Annotated in this window: 17 protein-coding genes; 9 read left to right on the top strand and 8 right to left on the bottom strand. The window is 69.6% G+C overall.

The window, feature by feature from the left end; genetic code table 11:
- Positions 1 to 257: 257 nt before the first annotated feature.
- Entirely contained in the window at positions 258 to 461 is a 204-nt protein-coding gene (gene bldC / locus ABZU75_RS02095; RefSeq protein WP_013133571.1) for a developmental transcriptional regulator BldC, read from the top strand.
- 139 nt (positions 462 to 600) lie between these two features.
- On the opposite strand, the gene ABZU75_RS02100 is transcribed toward bldC, so the two are convergent.
- Positions 601 to 1,290, bottom strand: coding sequence for a TetR/AcrR family transcriptional regulator (locus tag ABZU75_RS02100; RefSeq protein WP_355548333.1), 690 nt, complete (start codon positions 1,288 to 1,290; stop codon positions 601 to 603).
- Between the two features lie 240 nt (positions 1,291 to 1,530).
- Between ABZU75_RS02100 and ABZU75_RS02105 the strand changes: the two genes are divergently transcribed.
- The 3 genes from ABZU75_RS02105 to ABZU75_RS02115 all read left to right on the top strand — a co-directional run bounded on the left by ABZU75_RS02105 (position 1,531) and on the right by ABZU75_RS02115 (position 3,860).
- The gene (locus ABZU75_RS02105; protein WP_051752919.1) at positions 1,531 to 2,511 is read left to right on the top strand and encodes a LacI family DNA-binding transcriptional regulator; all 981 of its coding nucleotides are present in this window, start codon (positions 1,531 to 1,533) and stop codon (positions 2,509 to 2,511) included.
- 123 nt (positions 2,512 to 2,634) lie between these two features.
- Positions 2,635 to 2,883: a hypothetical protein gene (locus ABZU75_RS02110; protein ID WP_030917491.1), complete on the top strand. Its 249-nt coding sequence runs from the start codon at positions 2,635 to 2,637 to the stop codon at positions 2,881 to 2,883.
- Between the two features lie 71 nt (positions 2,884 to 2,954).
- Positions 2,955 to 3,860 carry an N-acetylmuramoyl-L-alanine amidase gene (locus ABZU75_RS02115; protein WP_355548338.1) on the top strand — a complete coding sequence of 302 codons (906 nt, stop codon included), beginning with the start codon at positions 2,955 to 2,957 and terminating at the stop codon, positions 3,858 to 3,860.
- 7 nt (positions 3,861 to 3,867) lie between these two features.
- Here ABZU75_RS02115 and ABZU75_RS02120 read toward each other — a convergent pair whose 3' ends face one another.
- Positions 3,868 to 5,412: a N,N-dimethylformamidase beta subunit family domain-containing protein gene (locus ABZU75_RS02120; RefSeq protein ID WP_355548341.1), complete on the bottom strand. Its 1,545-nt coding sequence runs from the start codon at positions 5,410 to 5,412 to the stop codon at positions 3,868 to 3,870.
- 113 nt (positions 5,413 to 5,525) lie between these two features.
- Here ABZU75_RS02120 and ABZU75_RS02125 point away from each other — a divergent pair, with 113 nt between their 5' ends.
- Positions 5,526 to 7,163 (top strand): beta-N-acetylhexosaminidase, encoded by a 1,638-nt coding sequence (locus ABZU75_RS02125; protein ID WP_355548344.1) that lies wholly within the window; start codon positions 5,526 to 5,528, stop codon positions 7,161 to 7,163.
- Positions 7,164 to 7,237: 74 nt separating this feature from the next.
- Here the strand turns inward: ABZU75_RS02125 and ABZU75_RS02130 are convergent, their stop codons facing one another.
- The 4 genes from ABZU75_RS02130 to ABZU75_RS02145 form a co-directional block, all read right to left on the bottom strand.
- Entirely contained in the window at positions 7,238 to 7,441 is a 204-nt protein-coding gene (locus tag ABZU75_RS02130; RefSeq protein WP_355548347.1) for a copper ion binding protein, read from the bottom strand.
- Positions 7,442 to 7,502: 61 nt separating this feature from the next.
- Positions 7,503 to 8,588 (bottom strand): quinone-dependent dihydroorotate dehydrogenase, encoded by a 1,086-nt coding sequence (locus tag ABZU75_RS02135; RefSeq protein ID WP_355548350.1) that lies wholly within the window; start codon positions 8,586 to 8,588, stop codon positions 7,503 to 7,505.
- Positions 8,589 to 8,695: 107 nt separating this feature from the next.
- Positions 8,696 to 9,319, bottom strand: coding sequence for a GAF and ANTAR domain-containing protein (locus ABZU75_RS02140; RefSeq protein WP_350959040.1), 624 nt, complete (start codon positions 9,317 to 9,319; stop codon positions 8,696 to 8,698).
- Positions 9,320 to 9,448: 129 nt separating this feature from the next.
- Complete coding sequence (locus tag ABZU75_RS02145) at positions 9,449 to 9,919, bottom strand: GAF domain-containing protein (RefSeq protein ID WP_355548354.1); 471 nt, start codon at positions 9,917 to 9,919, stop codon at positions 9,449 to 9,451.
- 172 nt (positions 9,920 to 10,091) lie between these two features.
- Between ABZU75_RS02145 and ABZU75_RS02150 the strand changes: the two genes are divergently transcribed.
- The 4 genes from ABZU75_RS02150 (at position 10,092) to ABZU75_RS02165 (ending at position 12,534) form a co-directional block, all read left to right on the top strand.
- Positions 10,092 to 10,475: a hypothetical protein gene (locus ABZU75_RS02150; protein ID WP_355548357.1), complete on the top strand. Its 384-nt coding sequence runs from the start codon at positions 10,092 to 10,094 to the stop codon at positions 10,473 to 10,475.
- 53 nt (positions 10,476 to 10,528) lie between these two features.
- The gene (locus ABZU75_RS02155; protein WP_355548360.1) at positions 10,529 to 11,293 is read left to right on the top strand and encodes a phosphatase PAP2 family protein; all 765 of its coding nucleotides are present in this window, start codon (positions 10,529 to 10,531) and stop codon (positions 11,291 to 11,293) included.
- A 55-nt stretch (positions 11,294 to 11,348) separates the two neighbouring features.
- A complete protein-coding gene (locus ABZU75_RS02160) occupies positions 11,349 to 12,050 on the top strand; it encodes a phosphatase PAP2 family protein (RefSeq protein ID WP_355548363.1) in 702 nt (233 codons plus the stop codon).
- A gap of 223 nt (positions 12,051 to 12,273) precedes the next feature.
- On the top strand, positions 12,274 to 12,534 hold the full coding sequence (locus tag ABZU75_RS02165) for a hypothetical protein (RefSeq protein WP_355548366.1): 261 nt from the start codon (positions 12,274 to 12,276) through the stop codon (positions 12,532 to 12,534).
- 239 nt (positions 12,535 to 12,773) lie between these two features.
- On the opposite strand, the gene ABZU75_RS02170 is transcribed toward ABZU75_RS02165, so the two are convergent.
- Together ABZU75_RS02170 and ABZU75_RS02175 are read right to left on the bottom strand one after the other, a co-directional pair.
- Positions 12,774 to 14,675 carry a glycoside hydrolase family 15 protein gene (locus ABZU75_RS02170; RefSeq protein ID WP_355548369.1) on the bottom strand — a complete coding sequence of 634 codons (1,902 nt, stop codon included), beginning with the start codon at positions 14,673 to 14,675 and terminating at the stop codon, positions 12,774 to 12,776.
- A 134-nt stretch (positions 14,676 to 14,809) separates the two neighbouring features.
- Positions 14,810 to 15,184 carry a DUF2267 domain-containing protein gene (locus ABZU75_RS02175; RefSeq protein WP_355548372.1) on the bottom strand — a complete coding sequence of 125 codons (375 nt, stop codon included), beginning with the start codon at positions 15,182 to 15,184 and terminating at the stop codon, positions 14,810 to 14,812.
- Between the last annotated feature and the right edge of the window lie 64 nt (positions 15,185 to 15,248).

The raw sequence follows: 15,248 nt of genomic DNA on the forward strand, positions 1-15,248 counted from the left end.
GAACTGAGTAGTTTGCCGTTTTCACTGCGATACCACGAAACGTGTCGCTAGAATCACCGAGCGTGACAACAACACGTGCACAAGAGAGATGAGTCACTCAAAGACTCGCCAATCGCTCTACGTGGCTGTATGGTCACATCGGGTGATGCCGTATATGGCCCAAACTGCCGCACGCAATGGCCATAGGCGGACATCCGTGACAAGCGTCAAGTCGCAGGATCGCTGTCGCCGGTCCACATGGAGGAGAGGCCGCACAAATGTCAGCTCGTACACCCGAGGCAGAGCCGCTGCTCACCCCGGCGGAGGTCGCAACCATGTTCCGCGTCGATCCCAAGACCGTGACCCGGTGGGCGAAGGCGGGCAAGTTGACGTCCATCCGCACCCTGGGTGGACACCGCCGGTACCGGGAGACCGAGGTTCGCGCGCTGCTCGCGGGGATTCCGCAGCAGCGCTCAGAGTAAGACGGGGGCCGTCACTGACCTAGGGGGATTGGTGCGCGCTCACCCTGTGAGCGCGTAGGCCACACAGGTTTATGGGGAGCGGCGTCGCCCGCCCGGCGCCGCCCCAGCCACCTGCCCGGCGTCTTTCCCGGACCGTGGATCAGCTCGTCTGGTCCCGGAGCAGGTTGTCCAGCAACTCGCCGACCTGCGAGTCGTGCTTGGCCGCCACACCGAGCAGCGCCACCATGTGGTCGACCAGCATGCGCTCCAGGGCCGGCCGCTCGATGTCGCGGTGCTCCAGCCAGTCGAGGCCCGCGGTCTCGACGGAGGCGATCCAGGAACGCAGCGTGATGCGGAGCGCGGGGCCGGGCTCCTCGACCCGCATCTGCTTCATGATCAGTATGAACAGCCGGTTCCTGACCGAGTCGACGATCTCCCCGATGTCGCCGCTGCGGTTGGCGGGACCGCCCCTGAGCAGCGCGGCGAAACCCGCCGCGTGCTCCTCCACGAAGTCGAAGTATCGGGTGAGCCCTCCAGCCAGCTCGTCCAGCGGGCGGCCGTCCTCGTGGGGCTTGAGCCTTGCCTCCAACTGGGCCGCGGCGCTTTTCAGCGCGGCGACGTAGAGCTCCTGCTTGCCGCCGAAGTAGTGGTAGACCAGAGCCCGCGACGCGCCGGCCGCGGAGGCCACGTCATCGATCGACACGTCTTCCGCGTCCCGCCTGCTGAACAGCTCCAGGGCCGCCGCCATGAGCTCCTCACGGCGCCGGTCCACGCTGAGCCTGCGCCGCGCCGGTCGCGCGTCACCCGCCGCAGGTTTCGCCTGTTCGGCGGCTCCGGATGTCGAACCCACACCGTGCAGACTATCGGAGTCGGTATGCACGGCGTTGAGGTCAAGATCGGAGTTCCCTACCCCGGAGGCCGTACCCCATTCGGAACTCGATCGTTTTGAGTGACAGGTGCCCATCCACCATCGCGGGGGAGAGCCATGTCAGGACCGCCGGTCAACACCACCGTCACCCGAGCCCGCGGGTTCGCCGAGCCCGTCTTATCCGACGGGTGCGGACCACGCCCGAGACCCACGATCCGCAATGTGGCCGAACGGGCCGGTGTCTCCAAATCACTGGTCTCGCTCGTTCTGCGCGGATCGCCACACGTCAGCGAGCATCGCAGGCAGGCCGTGCTCCAGGCGGCCAGAGACCTCGGCTACCGGCCCAACGCGGTCGCGCGCAGCCTGGTCGAGGGCCGTACCCATCTGGTCGGGGCGCTCGTCGCCGACCTGCACAACCCGTTCTACGCCGAGTTCCTGGACGGCCTGCAGGAGAGCCTGCACGGCGACGGGCTGAGGCTCCTCATCGGCAACAGCCAGTGGGACCCCGCCTTCGAGGACGAGGCGGTCGAGGCATTCCTCGAACTGCGCGTCGACGGGCTCGTCCTGCTCGGCATCGCGCCCACCAGCGGGACGCTCATCGAGGCCACCGGCTACACGCCCACGGTCGTGGTGGGCGAGCGCGACATCGACCTCGGCGGCGTGGACATCGTTGTCGACGACGACCAACTCGGCGCCCGTCTGGCCGTCGACCACCTCGTGGAGCTCGGCCACCGCCGAATCGCCCACATAGAGGCCTCGGGCATCTCCTCCGGGCGCTTCCGGTGCGAGGGTTACCTGGTCGCGATGCGCAGGCACTCCCTGGCCCCGTACATCATGGTCGAGGAGGGGGCCTCCAGCGAGGAGGGCGGCGCGCGGGCCGCGCACAGCCTGCTCACCCGCGACCCCCGGCCCACAGCGATCTTCGCCGCCAACGACCTGGTGGCCATGGGCGTGCTCTCCGCGGCCGCCGAGCTGGGCCTGCGGGTTCCCGAGGACCTGTCGGTGGTCGGGTACGACAACATCCACCGTGCCGGGACCCAGCCGATCTCGCTGACCACCGTGGACCAGCCCCGCCGCGCCATGGGCCGTTCCGCCGCCGCGCTGCTGAACGACCGGATCGGCGACCCCGGCAAGGCCTCACGCCTGCGCCAGGTCGCGCCGCAGCTGGTCGTACGGAACAGCACGAGTTCCACCGAGCGCTGAAGCGCCTGCCTGGAGCGTTACAGGACGCCCAGGCAGGCTTCATCAACTCCCCAAAATCAGGTCAACATCGCGAACGCCGGTGTGCCGCCGGTGTTGACTCTGGCCGAGACGAGGGGGGTAACAATGCGTGATCCAGAACTGGTGTCATGCGCCCAGCGGGCCGCCGCCGAGCTTGAGCGGGCGTGGGCGCACTGGCGGGCCGCCCGGGGCCGCAGCGGAGACGCCGGAGCCGAGTCCGTCGCCAGTTACGTGGCCCATTCGATCGACCACCCGTGGGGGCGTCCGCGCGTGGTCCTCGGGCTGGACGCCGAGGACGCCAGGGAACTCGCCTCGCTCCTGCAGAAGCAGGAGGTCGGCGAGCACGCCTGGTAACAGAAGGTGACAGCCGGGTACATATCGCGACAACGGCCTACCCATGTCGTCGCGCCGCGTAAGTTGGGTGGTTGACGACCTACTTGGGGGCGATGAGCGTGACCGGCAGAGCACTCGCGACGGCCCTTGTCCTGTGCGGCCTGAGCGCCGCCGCCTGCGGCGGCGGCACCGCGGACCTCGCGCGAGATCGTGTGGGAGTCCCACCGGCGGCCGCCACGACCGCCCGCCCCGTGACCGGCGACACGGCCGCCCCCCTGACCGGCCCCGCGGCCGGCGCGGCGAGCGGTTCCGCGGCGAGTCCCACCGCGGCCGGAAAACCGCTGAGCGGCAAGGTCGTGGTCATCGACCCCGGCCACAACGGGCAGAACTACCGTCACCCTGCGGAGATCAACAAGCAGGTCGACGTGCTGACCAAGCGGAAGGCCTGCGACACCACGGGCACCGCCACCGCGAACGGCTACAGCGAGGCCGCCTTCGCCTGGGACGTCTCCCAGCGCCTGGACAAGATCCTCAAGAGCCGGGGCGCGAAGGTGGTGCTGACCCGCCAGAACAACAACGGCGTCGGACCGTGCATCACCCAGCGGGCCGCGATCGGCAACAAGGCCAAGGCGAACGCGGCGATCTCGATTCACGCCGACGGGGCGGGCCCCGCCAACCACGGCTTCCACGTGATCATGCCGAAGAAGATCAACGGCCCGGTCGACCCGGTGGTCAAGGACTCCGAGGGGCTCGGCATCGACGTGCGCGACGCCATGAAGCGCGGCACCGGCCTGTCGTACTCCACCTACATCGGCAAGGCGGCCCTGGACTACCGCAACGACCTCGGCGGACTGAACCTCTCCACGGTTCCCAAGATCTTCGTCGAGTGCGGCAACATGAAGAACCCGACCGAGGCGGCCAAGTTCCAGCAGGCGGCGTTCCGGCAGAAGATCGCACTCTCCCTGGCCAACGGGCTGCAGCAGTACCTGACCCACTGAGGCCCGCTCAGCCTCTCGCCGGACCGGCCAGGCCCAGCGACCTGAGGTTGTCCTCGGCCGGGTGGCGGCGCGCGGCCGGACCGGCCGCGAAGGCCCGCAGGATGTTCCCCGTGGCCCTGCGGACGAAGGAGGCGGCCCGTTCCGTGACGCCGTGGCCGCAGCGGGCTCCCCGCATCGCGCACACCCAGCGCATCGTGCCCGAGGAGAACACGGCGGCGCCGCTCGGCACCGTGTAGTAGGCACTGTGCGCGACCGTGGAGCGTCCGCCGCAGTCGACCGGGGAGACGGACAGGACCTCCATCGGGCGAGGCACGCCCGCACCGACCCGGTCGGTCTCCACCCCCACCATGCCGGGGAAGGTGGTGCCGCGCCGCACCCCGGTCCCCTTGAAGATCCAGTTGCCGGGACGCCAGACCACGTAGGCGGACTCGGAGGGGAAGCAGTCGTACATCGGGCCGGTCAGCGAGCTCTCCGGCCTGCCGGTCGCGCGCCACAGGACCGTGTGGGCGTCCTCGGCGGCGTCCTTGTGGCAGACGACCAGGCGGCGGTGGCCCAGAGGCGTCGCGGCGAAGCGGATCCGCCAGTAGACGGCGTTGGCTCCGAGGAAGGCGAGGTTGGTGCCGTGGTCACGGGCCGCCTCGACGGTGCGGCGCATGCGTGCCGACCAGTACTCGTCGTGGCCCAGGGAGACCAGGCCCCTTGCCCCGTCGAGGAGGTGCGGGTCGCGGTCGAGATCCGCGCTCGTGACATAGGCGAGCGGAACACCGCTGTGCTCGGCGACCTCGATGGCGTCGCGCTCCATGTCCAGGAAGAGCCGCGCTCCCGATGTGTCGTAGGGGCGGTCGAAGCTGACCGCGCGGGACCTGTCCTCGAAGCCGCCGGGCCCTCTGTAGAGGCTGCGGCCACCCCAGTCGTTGTACGCCTGCCAGGTGGTGACCGCGTTGACGACGACCAGGCGTCCCCTGGTGGAGGTGGACCTGACGGTGAGCGGCACGTAGCGACTGCCTCCGCTGGCGGCGTCCAGCCTGATCAGGTAGGAGCCCTCCGGCCAGCCGGAGGTGTCCACCTCGGGGCCCGGCTTCCAGTGGGCGGCGGTCACCGTGCGGGTGGCGGCGATCGTCCTGGCCGGGGCCTGCCTCATGCCGGGCAGCCCGCTCGCCCGCCAGACCTGCCTGGCCCCGGCTCCGCCGTACCAGCCCATGCGGAAGGCCCTTGCGGTGTAGCGGTCGGCGGTGGTTGAGACGTACAGCCGGAAGCTCTCTCCCGGCGGCACGCTCACCCGGTCGGCGAAGCCCTCGATCTCGTGCTCGGCGCCGCGGTGGCGCACTCGCCAGTCAGGGGTGCCCGGCCTGGCGTTCTCGATCGCGGTGGCGTCCGCCGCCCCGGCGCTCCGCACCGCGGACGCCGACGTCGAGGGAGTGGGCGAGGGCGGCTCCGCGGGCCGCTCGGCGGTGGCGCCACATCCGGCGACCAGCAGTATCGCCATCAGGGTCATCAGCGGTGTACGGGCCGAATGCCAGGACGTTTGGAACATGAGCAGCAGCATGTCCATCTGGAAGATCCTCCGCGTTCCTCCCCCGCCGGTCTTGGGTGGTTCTTGGCCTCATGATCCGGATCGGCAAAGTAAACGGCTTATCCGCCGATGGGTTTGGCATGATGCGAACCATGACTGACCTCCTTCCGCTTCCTGCCGCGTACACGTCTGTGGACGGCTCCCTCGGGCTCTCTCCCGAAGTCGGTGTCCAGGGCCCCGCCGGGCTGGTCGACGCGGTACGGCTCGCACTCGCCGTACTCGACCCGCGTCCCGACGGGGCAGGTGTGATCAGGGTGGAACCCGACGCGTCGCTCGGCGCCGAGTCGTACACCCTGGACGTGACGGCCCAGGGCGTGCGGATCGCGGCCGGAGACCGCGCCGGGGCCTTCTACGCGGGCCAGACGCTCCGGCAGCTGCTCCCCGCCGCGGCGTTCCGCGCGGTGGCGGGGACGGGCTGGAGCGTCCCCCTCGGCCAGGTGCGGGACGCGCCCCGGTTCTCCTGGCGCGGGGTGCACCTGGACGTGGCACGGCACTTCATGCCCAAGCGCGAGGTGCTCAGGATGGTCGACCTCATGGCGGCGCACAAGCTGAACCGCCTCCACCTGCACCTGGTGGACGACCAGGGCTGGCGGGTCGAGAGCCGCAGGCACCCGCGGCTGCACGAGGTGGGCTCGCACCGCCCGCGCACGGTCACCAGCTACTACCGGGAGGACCTCGCCTTCGACGACGTGCCGCACGGCGGCTACTACACGCTGGACGACCTCGCCGAGATCGGCGCCTACGCGCGGGCCCGCGCCGTGACCGTCGTGCCCGAGATCGACGTGCCGGGACACGCCTCGGCGATCCTCGCCGCCTATCCCGAGCTGGACGCCCGCGCCACCGGCGGCCGGCGACCCGAGCCCTTCCGGGTGCTGGAGCGCTGGGGCATCTCCCCCGCGATCCTGTCCCCGCTGCCCGGCACCGTCGACTTCCTGACCGACGTGTTCGACGAGATCCTGGCGGCGCTGGGCGAGACCCCGTACGTCCATATCGGCGGGGACGAATGTGTGCTCGACGACTGGGCGGCCTCCCCCGAGATCGTCGCCTTCCAGGCGGAGCTGGGGCTGGGAAGCCTCGCCGACCTGCACGCCTGGTTCCTGCGCCGGCTGGCGGACGTGCTGGCGACGCGTGGCAGCCGGGCCGTGGTGTGGGACGAGGCGTTCGTCAGCGGCATGCTCAGGCCCGACACGATCGTGATGCCCTGGCGCGGCCCCGGGGTGGCCAGGCGCGCCGCCGCGGCCGGGCACGACGTGGTGCAGACTCCGGTCTTCCCGCTGTACTTCGACTACGCCGAGGCCGCGTCCGAGCTGGAGCCGGTGGCGATCGGCGACGCGATCACCGTCTCGGACGTCGCGGCCTTCGCCCCGGCGCCACCGGAGTGGACGGCCGGGGAGCGGGAGCGCGTGCTCGGGGCGCAGTTCCAGCTGTGGAGCGAGCGGCTGCCCGACGGGCGCGCGGTGGACTACCGGGCCTGGCCCCGGGGGTGCGCGCTGGCCGAGGTCACCTGGTCGGGCTCGGCCGGGGCCGGGTTCGACGCCCGGTTGGAGACGCATCTGGGCCGCCTCGACGCGCTCGGCGTCGAGTACCGGCCGCCGGCCGGCCCGCACCCCTGGCAGCTGGGCGGTACCGGCCATCGGCGGCACCGGCCGGGGGTCGTCAGGGCGGACGAGGCCATGAGGCATCTGGAGGAGAAGACCCACGACGCCGACTCGACCCGGCCCAGCCTCTGACCCCGGCGGGCCGGAGCGGGCCGGGGCGGAGGACCCCTGACCGCCCCGGTCGGCCGGAGAGGACCGGCAGCGGATCAGCCCGCCACCTGGTAGCCGGCCTCCTTGATGGCGGCGCGGATGGCCGTGTCGTCGGGAGAGTCACCGGAGACGTCGACCCTGCCGGTTTCGAGGTCGACGTCGACACCGGTGACGCCGGAGACCTCGCCGACCTCCTCCTTGACCGAGCTCACGCAGTGGCCACAGGTCATGCCGGTGACGGTGTATGTGATCACGCTCATCGTGCCTCCAATGCCCCAAGGTTACCCACCCAGGGTATATCGCCTCCTTGGAGGGGGCAGATCAGGCCGCGGTACGGCCGATTATCTGGCGGAGGTCCACCACGCCGTGACGGCGGAGCCTGCGGGCGAGCTCGCGGTTGACGCGATGCGCCCAGAAGGGCCCCTCGTAGATCAGCGCGCTGTAGCCCTGAACGAGCGTGGCCCCGGCGAGCAGGCGTTCCCAGACGTCGTCCACGTCCTCGACGCCGCCTACGGAGACGAGCACCAGGCGGTCGCCCACCCTCGCGCGCAGCCTGCGCAGCACTTCCAGCGACCTGGCCTTCAGCGGCCTGCCGGACAGACCACCGCTCTGCTGAGCCCGGTCACGCTCCGTGCCGGTCAGCGCCTGCCTGCTGATCGTGGTGTTGGTGGCGATGATGCCGTCGAGACCGAGCTCCAGGGCCAGGTCGGCGACCGCGTCCACATCGTCGTCCGCCAGGTCGGGCGCTATCTTGACCAGCAGCGGGGTGCGCTTGGGGGTGGCGTCGGCGATCTCCTTCACCGCCCGCAGCAGCGGGCCGAGCAGCTCCACGGCCTGGAGGTCGCGCAGCCCGGGGGTGTTGGGCGAGCTGACGTTGACGACCAGGTAGTCGGCCAGTGGAGCGAGCTTTCTGGCGCTGGTCACGTAGTCGTCGACGGCCCCCGACTCGGGCACCACCTTGGTCTTGCCGATGTTGACGCCGACGATCGCCGGAACGCCCCTGGGCCTGCTCAGCAGCCGGGCCGCCGCGGAGGCTCCGGCGTTGTTGAACCCCATCCTGTTGATGATCGCCCGGTTTCCCACGAGGCGGAACAGCCGGGGCCGGGCGTTGCCCGGCTGCGCGTGGGCGGTGATCGTGCCGACCTCGACGTGGCTGAAGCCGAGCGCGGACATGGCCTCCACGCAGCCGGCGTCCTTGTCGAAGCCGGCCGCCAGCCCGAACGGGCCGGGGAAGTGCACGCCGAAGGCCTGCACGCGCAGTGCGGGATCGCGCGGCGCGAGGCTGCGGTGAAGCAGCCTCTTGACCACGGGCGTGACCGAGAGTGCACGGAGCGCGCGCACCGTCAGATGGTGCGCGTCCTCCGCGTCGAGGCGGCTGAGGACCTGCGAGAAGACGAATCTGTACATCACCGATCAGGTTAGTGCCCCTACGGGGTAGGGCACGCGTCGGCCAGGTCGCCGGAGTGCCTGATCAGCGGGCATCCATCGGGCTCAGCCCCGTGACGTGAGCAGGATCACCGCATTTCTCCGGCTCCCTCACCGAGCAGCTCGGCTGCGAGGTCGGCGACGCGACGGCGACTGTCCCTGGCCTGCTTGCGCAGGCCGGTGAAGGCCTGGGTGGCGGTCAGGTCGTGCTTTCCCATCAGGTAGCCGATCGCCCGCTCGATGACCACGCGGTAGTCGAGGGCGTACTGGAGCTGCTCGGCCAGCGCGCTCTTCTCCTCGGCGGCCATCGCGGCGGCGAGCAGTTGCTCGATCACGTCCGCGTAGCCGTAGAGGGCTTGAATGTCCGACTCGTCCCACTGGTAAACCGTGGCCTGGTAGACGTTCAACGTACCCACCGGCTCGCTGCCGAGCCGGACGGGCACCCCGGCCACCGCCCGCACCTCCGGGTGGAGCCGGTCGGCGAGTTTCGGCCAGCGCGGGTCGACGCTCACGTCGCTTGAGGTCACCGCGCAATTCTCTTCAAACGCGGAAACGCACGGCCCCTGACCAAGATGGAGCTGCGCGCCCTCAAGACTCCGCCCCGGATCGTCGGTGGCGACCAAATAACGAAGATCCTTGCCCTCCTCCGCGAACATCAACCCCGCACCCGAATACCCGAACAGCGAGTTCACCACGTCCACGGCACGCTCCAACTGATGGACTATGCCTGTGGCGGACGAGGTCGTCCTGAGCTTTCTCAAGCTCGCGACCAGCGCTTCCGGATCAATGTGAGTCATATGTGGGGCGCCTTTCAGCGTCGACCTGGCTACTTGACATGCACACTACGACTGCCCAGAAATAGGAGATCTATTGGCCAGCGTTTGGAGAACCATCACCATGAGCTCGCCGAGGCGTTCTCCGGCCCGGACTTTCGCGGGTTGCCATTCATGGCTCATCCGGTCGTAGAAATTCAGGGTGCCGATCAGCTGTTCCTCGGTTCGCAACGGCACCGAGAGCACCGCACGGACCTCCGAGACCCGCGCGGCCACGCCGGGGAACCCGAGGGGGCTGGCCGCCCGCAGGTCGTCGACCGTGACGTCTTCCCCTCGGGCCAGGCTCTCGATGGCCGGCCCGGAACCGATCTGCTCCTGGATCAGCTCCAGGCGCCGGCCGTGGTCGTCGGAACCGCCGATCGCTCGCAACCGGTCGTGGTCGTCTATCAGCATGAGCGCCGCGCCGTCGGCGCCGAGAACGTCGGCGAGAGCACCGAGGGTGCGATCGATGAGCCGGGAGAGTTCGAGGGCCTGTGTCATGGGCGGGCTTCCTCCACGTCGAGGTAGCTCCGCGGACACAGGGCGGAATGATCTGCGGATCAGAGCCTAGTGCTGCCCGATGACTCCGGCCAAGCGGTTCCTCTCCCTGGCCACATATCGCCGTCAACACATCGTTAAGCGTTCGGCAAACAGAGATCGGCAGGGTGGGTACATGAACACCCTGTCACGTTCGGCCATCGCCCGGCGGCGGCGCACCCTGGCGCACATCGTGCTCCGCGACCTCGCGGAAACCGGTGATGTCACAGTCCCTGTCTGGTGGGAGGAGGAGATCCAGCGGGAGTTCGACGGACTCGGCGGGTTTCTGGCCGAGCTGAGCCGGCAGTGGTGGACCGCCTACGCCGCGCATCTGGACGCGCTGATCGAGCTCGGCGTCGACGACCCGTCCCAGGCATGGGACGACGTCGCGGCGCAGATGCCGCAGCTACGGGCCGTCCTCGACGCCTACACGGACGAGGCGGCACTCGCCGAGGCCGAGCGGCGGCACTGCGACGTCCTGCGCTGGACCACCCGGCGCGAATCCCGGCCCGCGGCCTGAGGCTTTACCCGAAGTGGAAAGAATATTCACCGGAAATCGGGTAGCCATGAACGATGGTCCGAACTGTCCAAGGTGAGTCACCAGCGCACGGAAATCCCGATGACAACTCCGCCGACCTGCGCCTGGGCATACGCCTGACGCTTGCGGTGGTGGCGGTGGCGATCTTCACGGTGCCGTTCGTGGTCCTGCTCGTGCTCGTGAAGACCTCCTCCTCACCGCTCAGGAGCTTCGACGAGAGCATCGCCCTCCAGCTGCACGCCCAGGCACTGGAGCACCCCGGCTACACGGCCTTCCTCAACGTGGCGACCGAGGTGTTCGGCCCCTGGACATGGCGTGGGCTGGTGCTGCTGACCGCCGCCTGGCTCTGGTACCGGGGCGCGCCGCGGCTGGCCGCCTGGGCGGTCGCCACGATCACCTTCGGCGGCCTGCTGAACCTCGCGGTCAAGGGGATCGTCGACCGCGCCCGGCCCGACCTGCCCGATCCGGTGGCCTCGGCGCCCGGCGCCTCCTTCCCCTCCGGCCACGCGATGGGCGCCGCGCTGGGCGCGTGCATCCTCGTGCTCATCCTGCTGCCCTTCCTGCGGGCTCCGGCCTCCCGGATCGCCGCCTGGATCGTCGCGGCGGTCGTCGTGGTGTTCGTCGCCTACAGCCGGGTGGCGCTCGGCGTCCACTGGACCAGCGACGTCGTCGCCGGGGTCGCGCTGGGCGTGGTGGTCGTGGTGGGGACGGCCGCGGGCTTCGAGGCCTGGCGCCGGGGAGAGGGCCGCAAACCCGTCGAGCCGCCCATGGAGGGCATCGAACCCGAGGCGTTCCGGTGAGGCCATTCGGGGTAGCTGGCGCGCCATGTCAAAAATGTCGGTGGATTTCAGAGGCGTGACGCGCCTCATCCTGGTGCCGCTGGCCATCATGGCCGCCCTGACGATCGGCGTCGGACTCCTCATCACCAAGATCCTGCAGACGACGACCCTCGTGGCGAACGACCAGGGGGTCAACGAGCAGCTGGCCCAGGGCCGCACCGCCTACTGGAGCTCGATCACCGACGTGGTGTCGGGCCTGTCCGACACCCCGGTGATCATCACTGCGACCGCGTTGCTCGTCATCGGCTTCCGGCTGGTCTTCGGGCGCTGGAACGAATCGATCTTCCTCGCGCTGGCGGTCTTCTCCCAGTCGGCGATCTTCCTGCTGGCCACCGTCTTCGCCCAGCGCAAGCGACCCGCCGTCGAGCATCTCGACCCCGCCCCGCCCACCTCCAGCTTCCCCTCGGGCCACACCAGTGCCGCTGTCGCCTTCTACTGCGGCGTCGCCCTGGTGCTGACCGTCCACACCCACCGCTACAAGATCCTGAACGTGCTGTGGTGGCTGGTCGGCCTGGGCATCCCCCTCGGCATCGGCTACTCGCGCATGTATCGCGGCATGCACCACCTGAGCGACGTGAGCTGGGGCTTCCTGCTCGGCCTGGTCTGCATCGCGGTGGCGGCCAACGCGCTGCTGTTCCGGCCGGTGGTGCGGGAGAGGGAGAAGGCCCCGAGACCACGGGGAGACACCCGGTCGTACCAGGAATCAGCCGAGGGGTGAGAGAGACATTCCCCACCCGCGGGATCGCTTCACATGAGACCGTTATGAAGCAGCGTCACCAAGTCTCACATCTGTCACTTGGGGTCGCTCAATGATCGCCCTGCGCTACGAAGTAAGATAGAAACCCCAATAGGGAGATTCACCTCTCTCCGGCGGGGCACGAGCAGCCAGCCGGCCGGACAGAGAGACGTTCGACGGCTACCCTCAAGGAAGGAAGCCGGCCATGGATCATCAGTCCGTCGTCTGCGTCAAATGTACGGGCGTTCTCCTCGCCACCGACTCCCGCACCTACACGGCACAGCGAGGTCGCCTGATCCTGACCAACGGCTACTGCGGCTGCCCTGCCGCGCAGGCCCCTGCCGAGCAGGTCACCGAGCAGCAGCCCCAGCCCGTCGCGGAGCAGCCGGTCGCGCACCCGCAGCCCGCGCACACCCCTCAGCAGAACGCACAGCCCGCAGGCCAGAACTCGATGGTGGTCGCCTAGCGACAGCCGCGGAGGGAGCGGTCGCGGCGTCGGGGGGCGTGCGCGACGGCTCGGCCACTCAGCGGCCCCGCGTGTTCAGCCGCTGAGTCCCCAGGCCAGCACCACCGACAGACCGCTCGTCGCGAGCAGGCCGACGAGCACCACTATCGCAATCACCCGACGGTTCATACCCGAAAGCCTAGCCAGGCCGTTCGGGTGCTCTCGCACGTCCGCGTGCGGTCTGACTGCTCCTACGTCTCCTACGTCGGCCAGGCGGTCGGGATGAACTGCTCTCGCTCCGCGCGGATGATGTGGATCACCGCGTTGATGAGTGCCAGGTGGGTGAACGCCTGGGGAAAGTTGCCGAGGTGGCGCCCGGTCACCGGGTCGATCTCCTCGGCGTAGAGCCCGAGGGCGCTGGCGAAGGAGAGGACCCTCTCGCAGAGCCTGCGGGCCCGGGTGTACTCCCCGATATCGGTCAGCGCCGAGACGAGCCAGAACGAGCAGATCGTGAAGGTGCCCTCCTCGCCCGACATGCCGTCGTCCGTGTACTCCGTCCTGTAGCGCAGGACCAGGTCGTCGGCTGTCAGCTCGTCGGCGATGGCCAGAACGGTGGCACGGACCCGGGGATCACTGGCCGGCAGGAAGTGCACCAGCGGGATGAGCAGGAGTGACGCGTCGAGAGCGTCGGAGTCGTAGTGCTGCTTGAACACGCCTCGCTCGCTGACGCCGTTGGCGCACACGTCGGCGTGGATCTCGTCGGCGATCGCCTGCCAGTGCGCGGCCAGCTCGAACTCCTCCCTGAGCAGGGCGAGCCGGGTGCCCCTGTCGATCGCCACCCAGCACATGACCTTCGAGGAGGTGAAGTGCCGTGGCTCTCCGCGCACCTCCCATATGCCCCGGTCGGGCTCCTGCCAGTGCCTGATGGCCGACTCGACCTGTCGCTTCAGGACGGGCCAGATCCGCTCGTCCAGGCGGTCCCGCGACCGGGTGTGGATGTAGAAGGAGTCGAGGACGGCACCCCAGACGTCGTTCTGGCGGTGCTGGTAGGCGTCGTTGCCGATCCGGACGGGCCTGGCGCCCTCGTATCCGTGAAGATGGTCGAGGACGTACTCCTTCAGCTCACACTCACCGTCGACGCCGTACACGATCTGGAGCTCCTCGTCCCGCTCCGCGACGTCGGCGATGAACCAGAAGAAGTCGTCGGCCTCCCAGTCGAAGCCCAGCGTGTAGAGGCCCCAGAGGGCGAGGGTCGAGTCCCTGATCCAGGAGTAGCGGTAGTCCCAGTTGCGGCTGCCCCCCGGGGTCTCGGGCAGGGAGGTGGTCGCCGCCGCGACGAGCGCGCCCGTCGGGGCGAAGGTCAGGCCCTTGAGGGTGAGGGCGCTGCGCTCCAGGTAGCTCCGCCAGTGGTGGTCGGGAAAGTTCCCCCTGGCGAGCCAGTGCTGCCAGTGGTGGGCGGTCCACACCAACCGCTCGTAGGCCTCCTCGAAGGTGTACGGCGGCTCGTGCACGGTCCACGACAGCGCGCAGAAGCGCGTGTCCCCCTCCTTCAGGAGGGTGCGCGCCGTCGCTCGCCCGGCCTCGAACCCCAGCCGCAGGTCCGTGGTGAGCCTGAGCTCCAGGCTCTGCCCCGCCGCCCTCGCGACGCCCTGGTGGTAGCCCCTGTCGGTGTACGACCAGCGGGCGGGGATGCGGCCGTAGTCGAACATCGGCTCGCAGCCGAGCGTGACCTGTGCCTCCCCGCTGACGCAGCGCGCCGTGCGGAGCAGCACGTGGGAGGCGTCGTAGTCGGTCGGTGCCCTCCGGTGCGTGTGGGAGAGCTCCTCGTGGTGGTGCCAGGGTCCCACCAGGAGCAGGTCGCGCACGATGATCCAGCCGGTGGGCGTGCCCCAGCTGGTCTCCAGGATCATGGTGCCGGGCAGGTAGCGGCGCGCGGCGGGCACCCTCAGATCCGCGGGACCGAACCTGAAGCCTCCCGCGCCCCGATCGAGGATGGCGGCGAAGACGCTGGGAGAGTCCATCCTGGGCAGGCAGAGCCACTCGACGTTCCCACTCGGCGCGATCAGCGCGGTGACCTCACAGTCGGACAGGAACGCGTAGTCGGCGATGGGCGGGAAGGGAGAGGGGCCGTGCAGCGCGCTCACCGATGGATCCGCTGTCATGAGCCCTTTCCTCCCCTCGGGTCGCCCTGCTCGGGAACACCTGCCGTCACGCCCACCGGTTCCGGGATTTCCGGTCCGCGGCGGGGAACCAGGCTGTCCGCTTCGCCAGGCCCCCCGCCCGCCGGCCCCCCGGGTCAGGTGGTGGTCTCCACCATCTCCTGGAATTCCCCGGGAAGCTGTGCCAGAACATGATCGAAAACTTCGTCGTCGACCATCTCGCGCACCGTGACCAGAACGGCCCGCACCCCGGCGGTGGCCTCCTTCATGGTCAGGCCGGTGCGCTCGCTGACCCGGGTGACGAAGTCGTGCAGCCCGAAGTCCTCGCCCCTGTCCCGTACGTGAAGCGAACCCCGCAGGGGTTCCGGCAGTGATGTCGCGAGACGCCTGGCCTCCCCCGCGCTCAGCTGATCTCCCAGCATCTCCACAGTCGCGCGAGCGAGGTCTTCCGCCTCCTGGCGCGACAGGGCCGCGCGCTCCGCCACGGCGCGAATGAAGTCCTTGTATTCCATGTCGTCCCCCTCGACCGGCTAGCCTTCCCGGTCGGTACGAGAATGAACACCCAGGTCACGACCT

The organism is Streptosporangium sp. NPDC005286 (assembly GCF_040607515.1).
Classification (GTDB): Bacteria; Actinomycetota; Actinomycetes; order Streptosporangiales; family Streptosporangiaceae; genus Streptosporangium.

Coding starts and splice junctions, on each gene's coding strand:
- ABZU75_RS02155 (WP_355548360.1), top strand. CDS start 10,529: ATGGTCCGAACTGTCCAAGGTGAGTCACCAGCGCACGGAAATCCCGAT.
- ABZU75_RS02175 (WP_355548372.1), bottom strand. CDS start 15,184: ATGGAATACAAGGACTTCATTCGCGCCGTGGCGGAGCGCGCGGCCCTG.
- bldC (WP_013133571.1), top strand. CDS start 258: ATGTCAGCTCGTACACCCGAGGCAGAGCCGCTGCTCACCCCGGCGGAG.
- ABZU75_RS02165 (WP_355548366.1), top strand. CDS start 12,274: ATGGATCATCAGTCCGTCGTCTGCGTCAAATGTACGGGCGTTCTCCTC.
- ABZU75_RS02145 (WP_355548354.1), bottom strand. CDS start 9,919: ATGACACAGGCCCTCGAACTCTCCCGGCTCATCGATCGCACCCTCGGT.
- ABZU75_RS02120 (WP_355548341.1), bottom strand. CDS start 5,412: ATGGACATGCTGCTGCTCATGTTCCAAACGTCCTGGCATTCGGCCCGT.
- ABZU75_RS02150 (WP_355548357.1), top strand. CDS start 10,092: ATGAACACCCTGTCACGTTCGGCCATCGCCCGGCGGCGGCGCACCCTG.
- ABZU75_RS02135 (WP_355548350.1), bottom strand. CDS start 8,588: ATGTACAGATTCGTCTTCTCGCAGGTCCTCAGCCGCCTCGACGCGGAG.
- ABZU75_RS02170 (WP_355548369.1), bottom strand. CDS start 14,675: ATGACAGCGGATCCATCGGTGAGCGCGCTGCACGGCCCCTCTCCCTTC.
- ABZU75_RS02110 (WP_030917491.1), top strand. CDS start 2,635: ATGCGTGATCCAGAACTGGTGTCATGCGCCCAGCGGGCCGCCGCCGAG.
- ABZU75_RS02130 (WP_355548347.1), bottom strand. CDS start 7,441: ATGAGCGTGATCACATACACCGTCACCGGCATGACCTGTGGCCACTGC.
- ABZU75_RS02125 (WP_355548344.1), top strand. CDS start 5,526: ATGACTGACCTCCTTCCGCTTCCTGCCGCGTACACGTCTGTGGACGGC.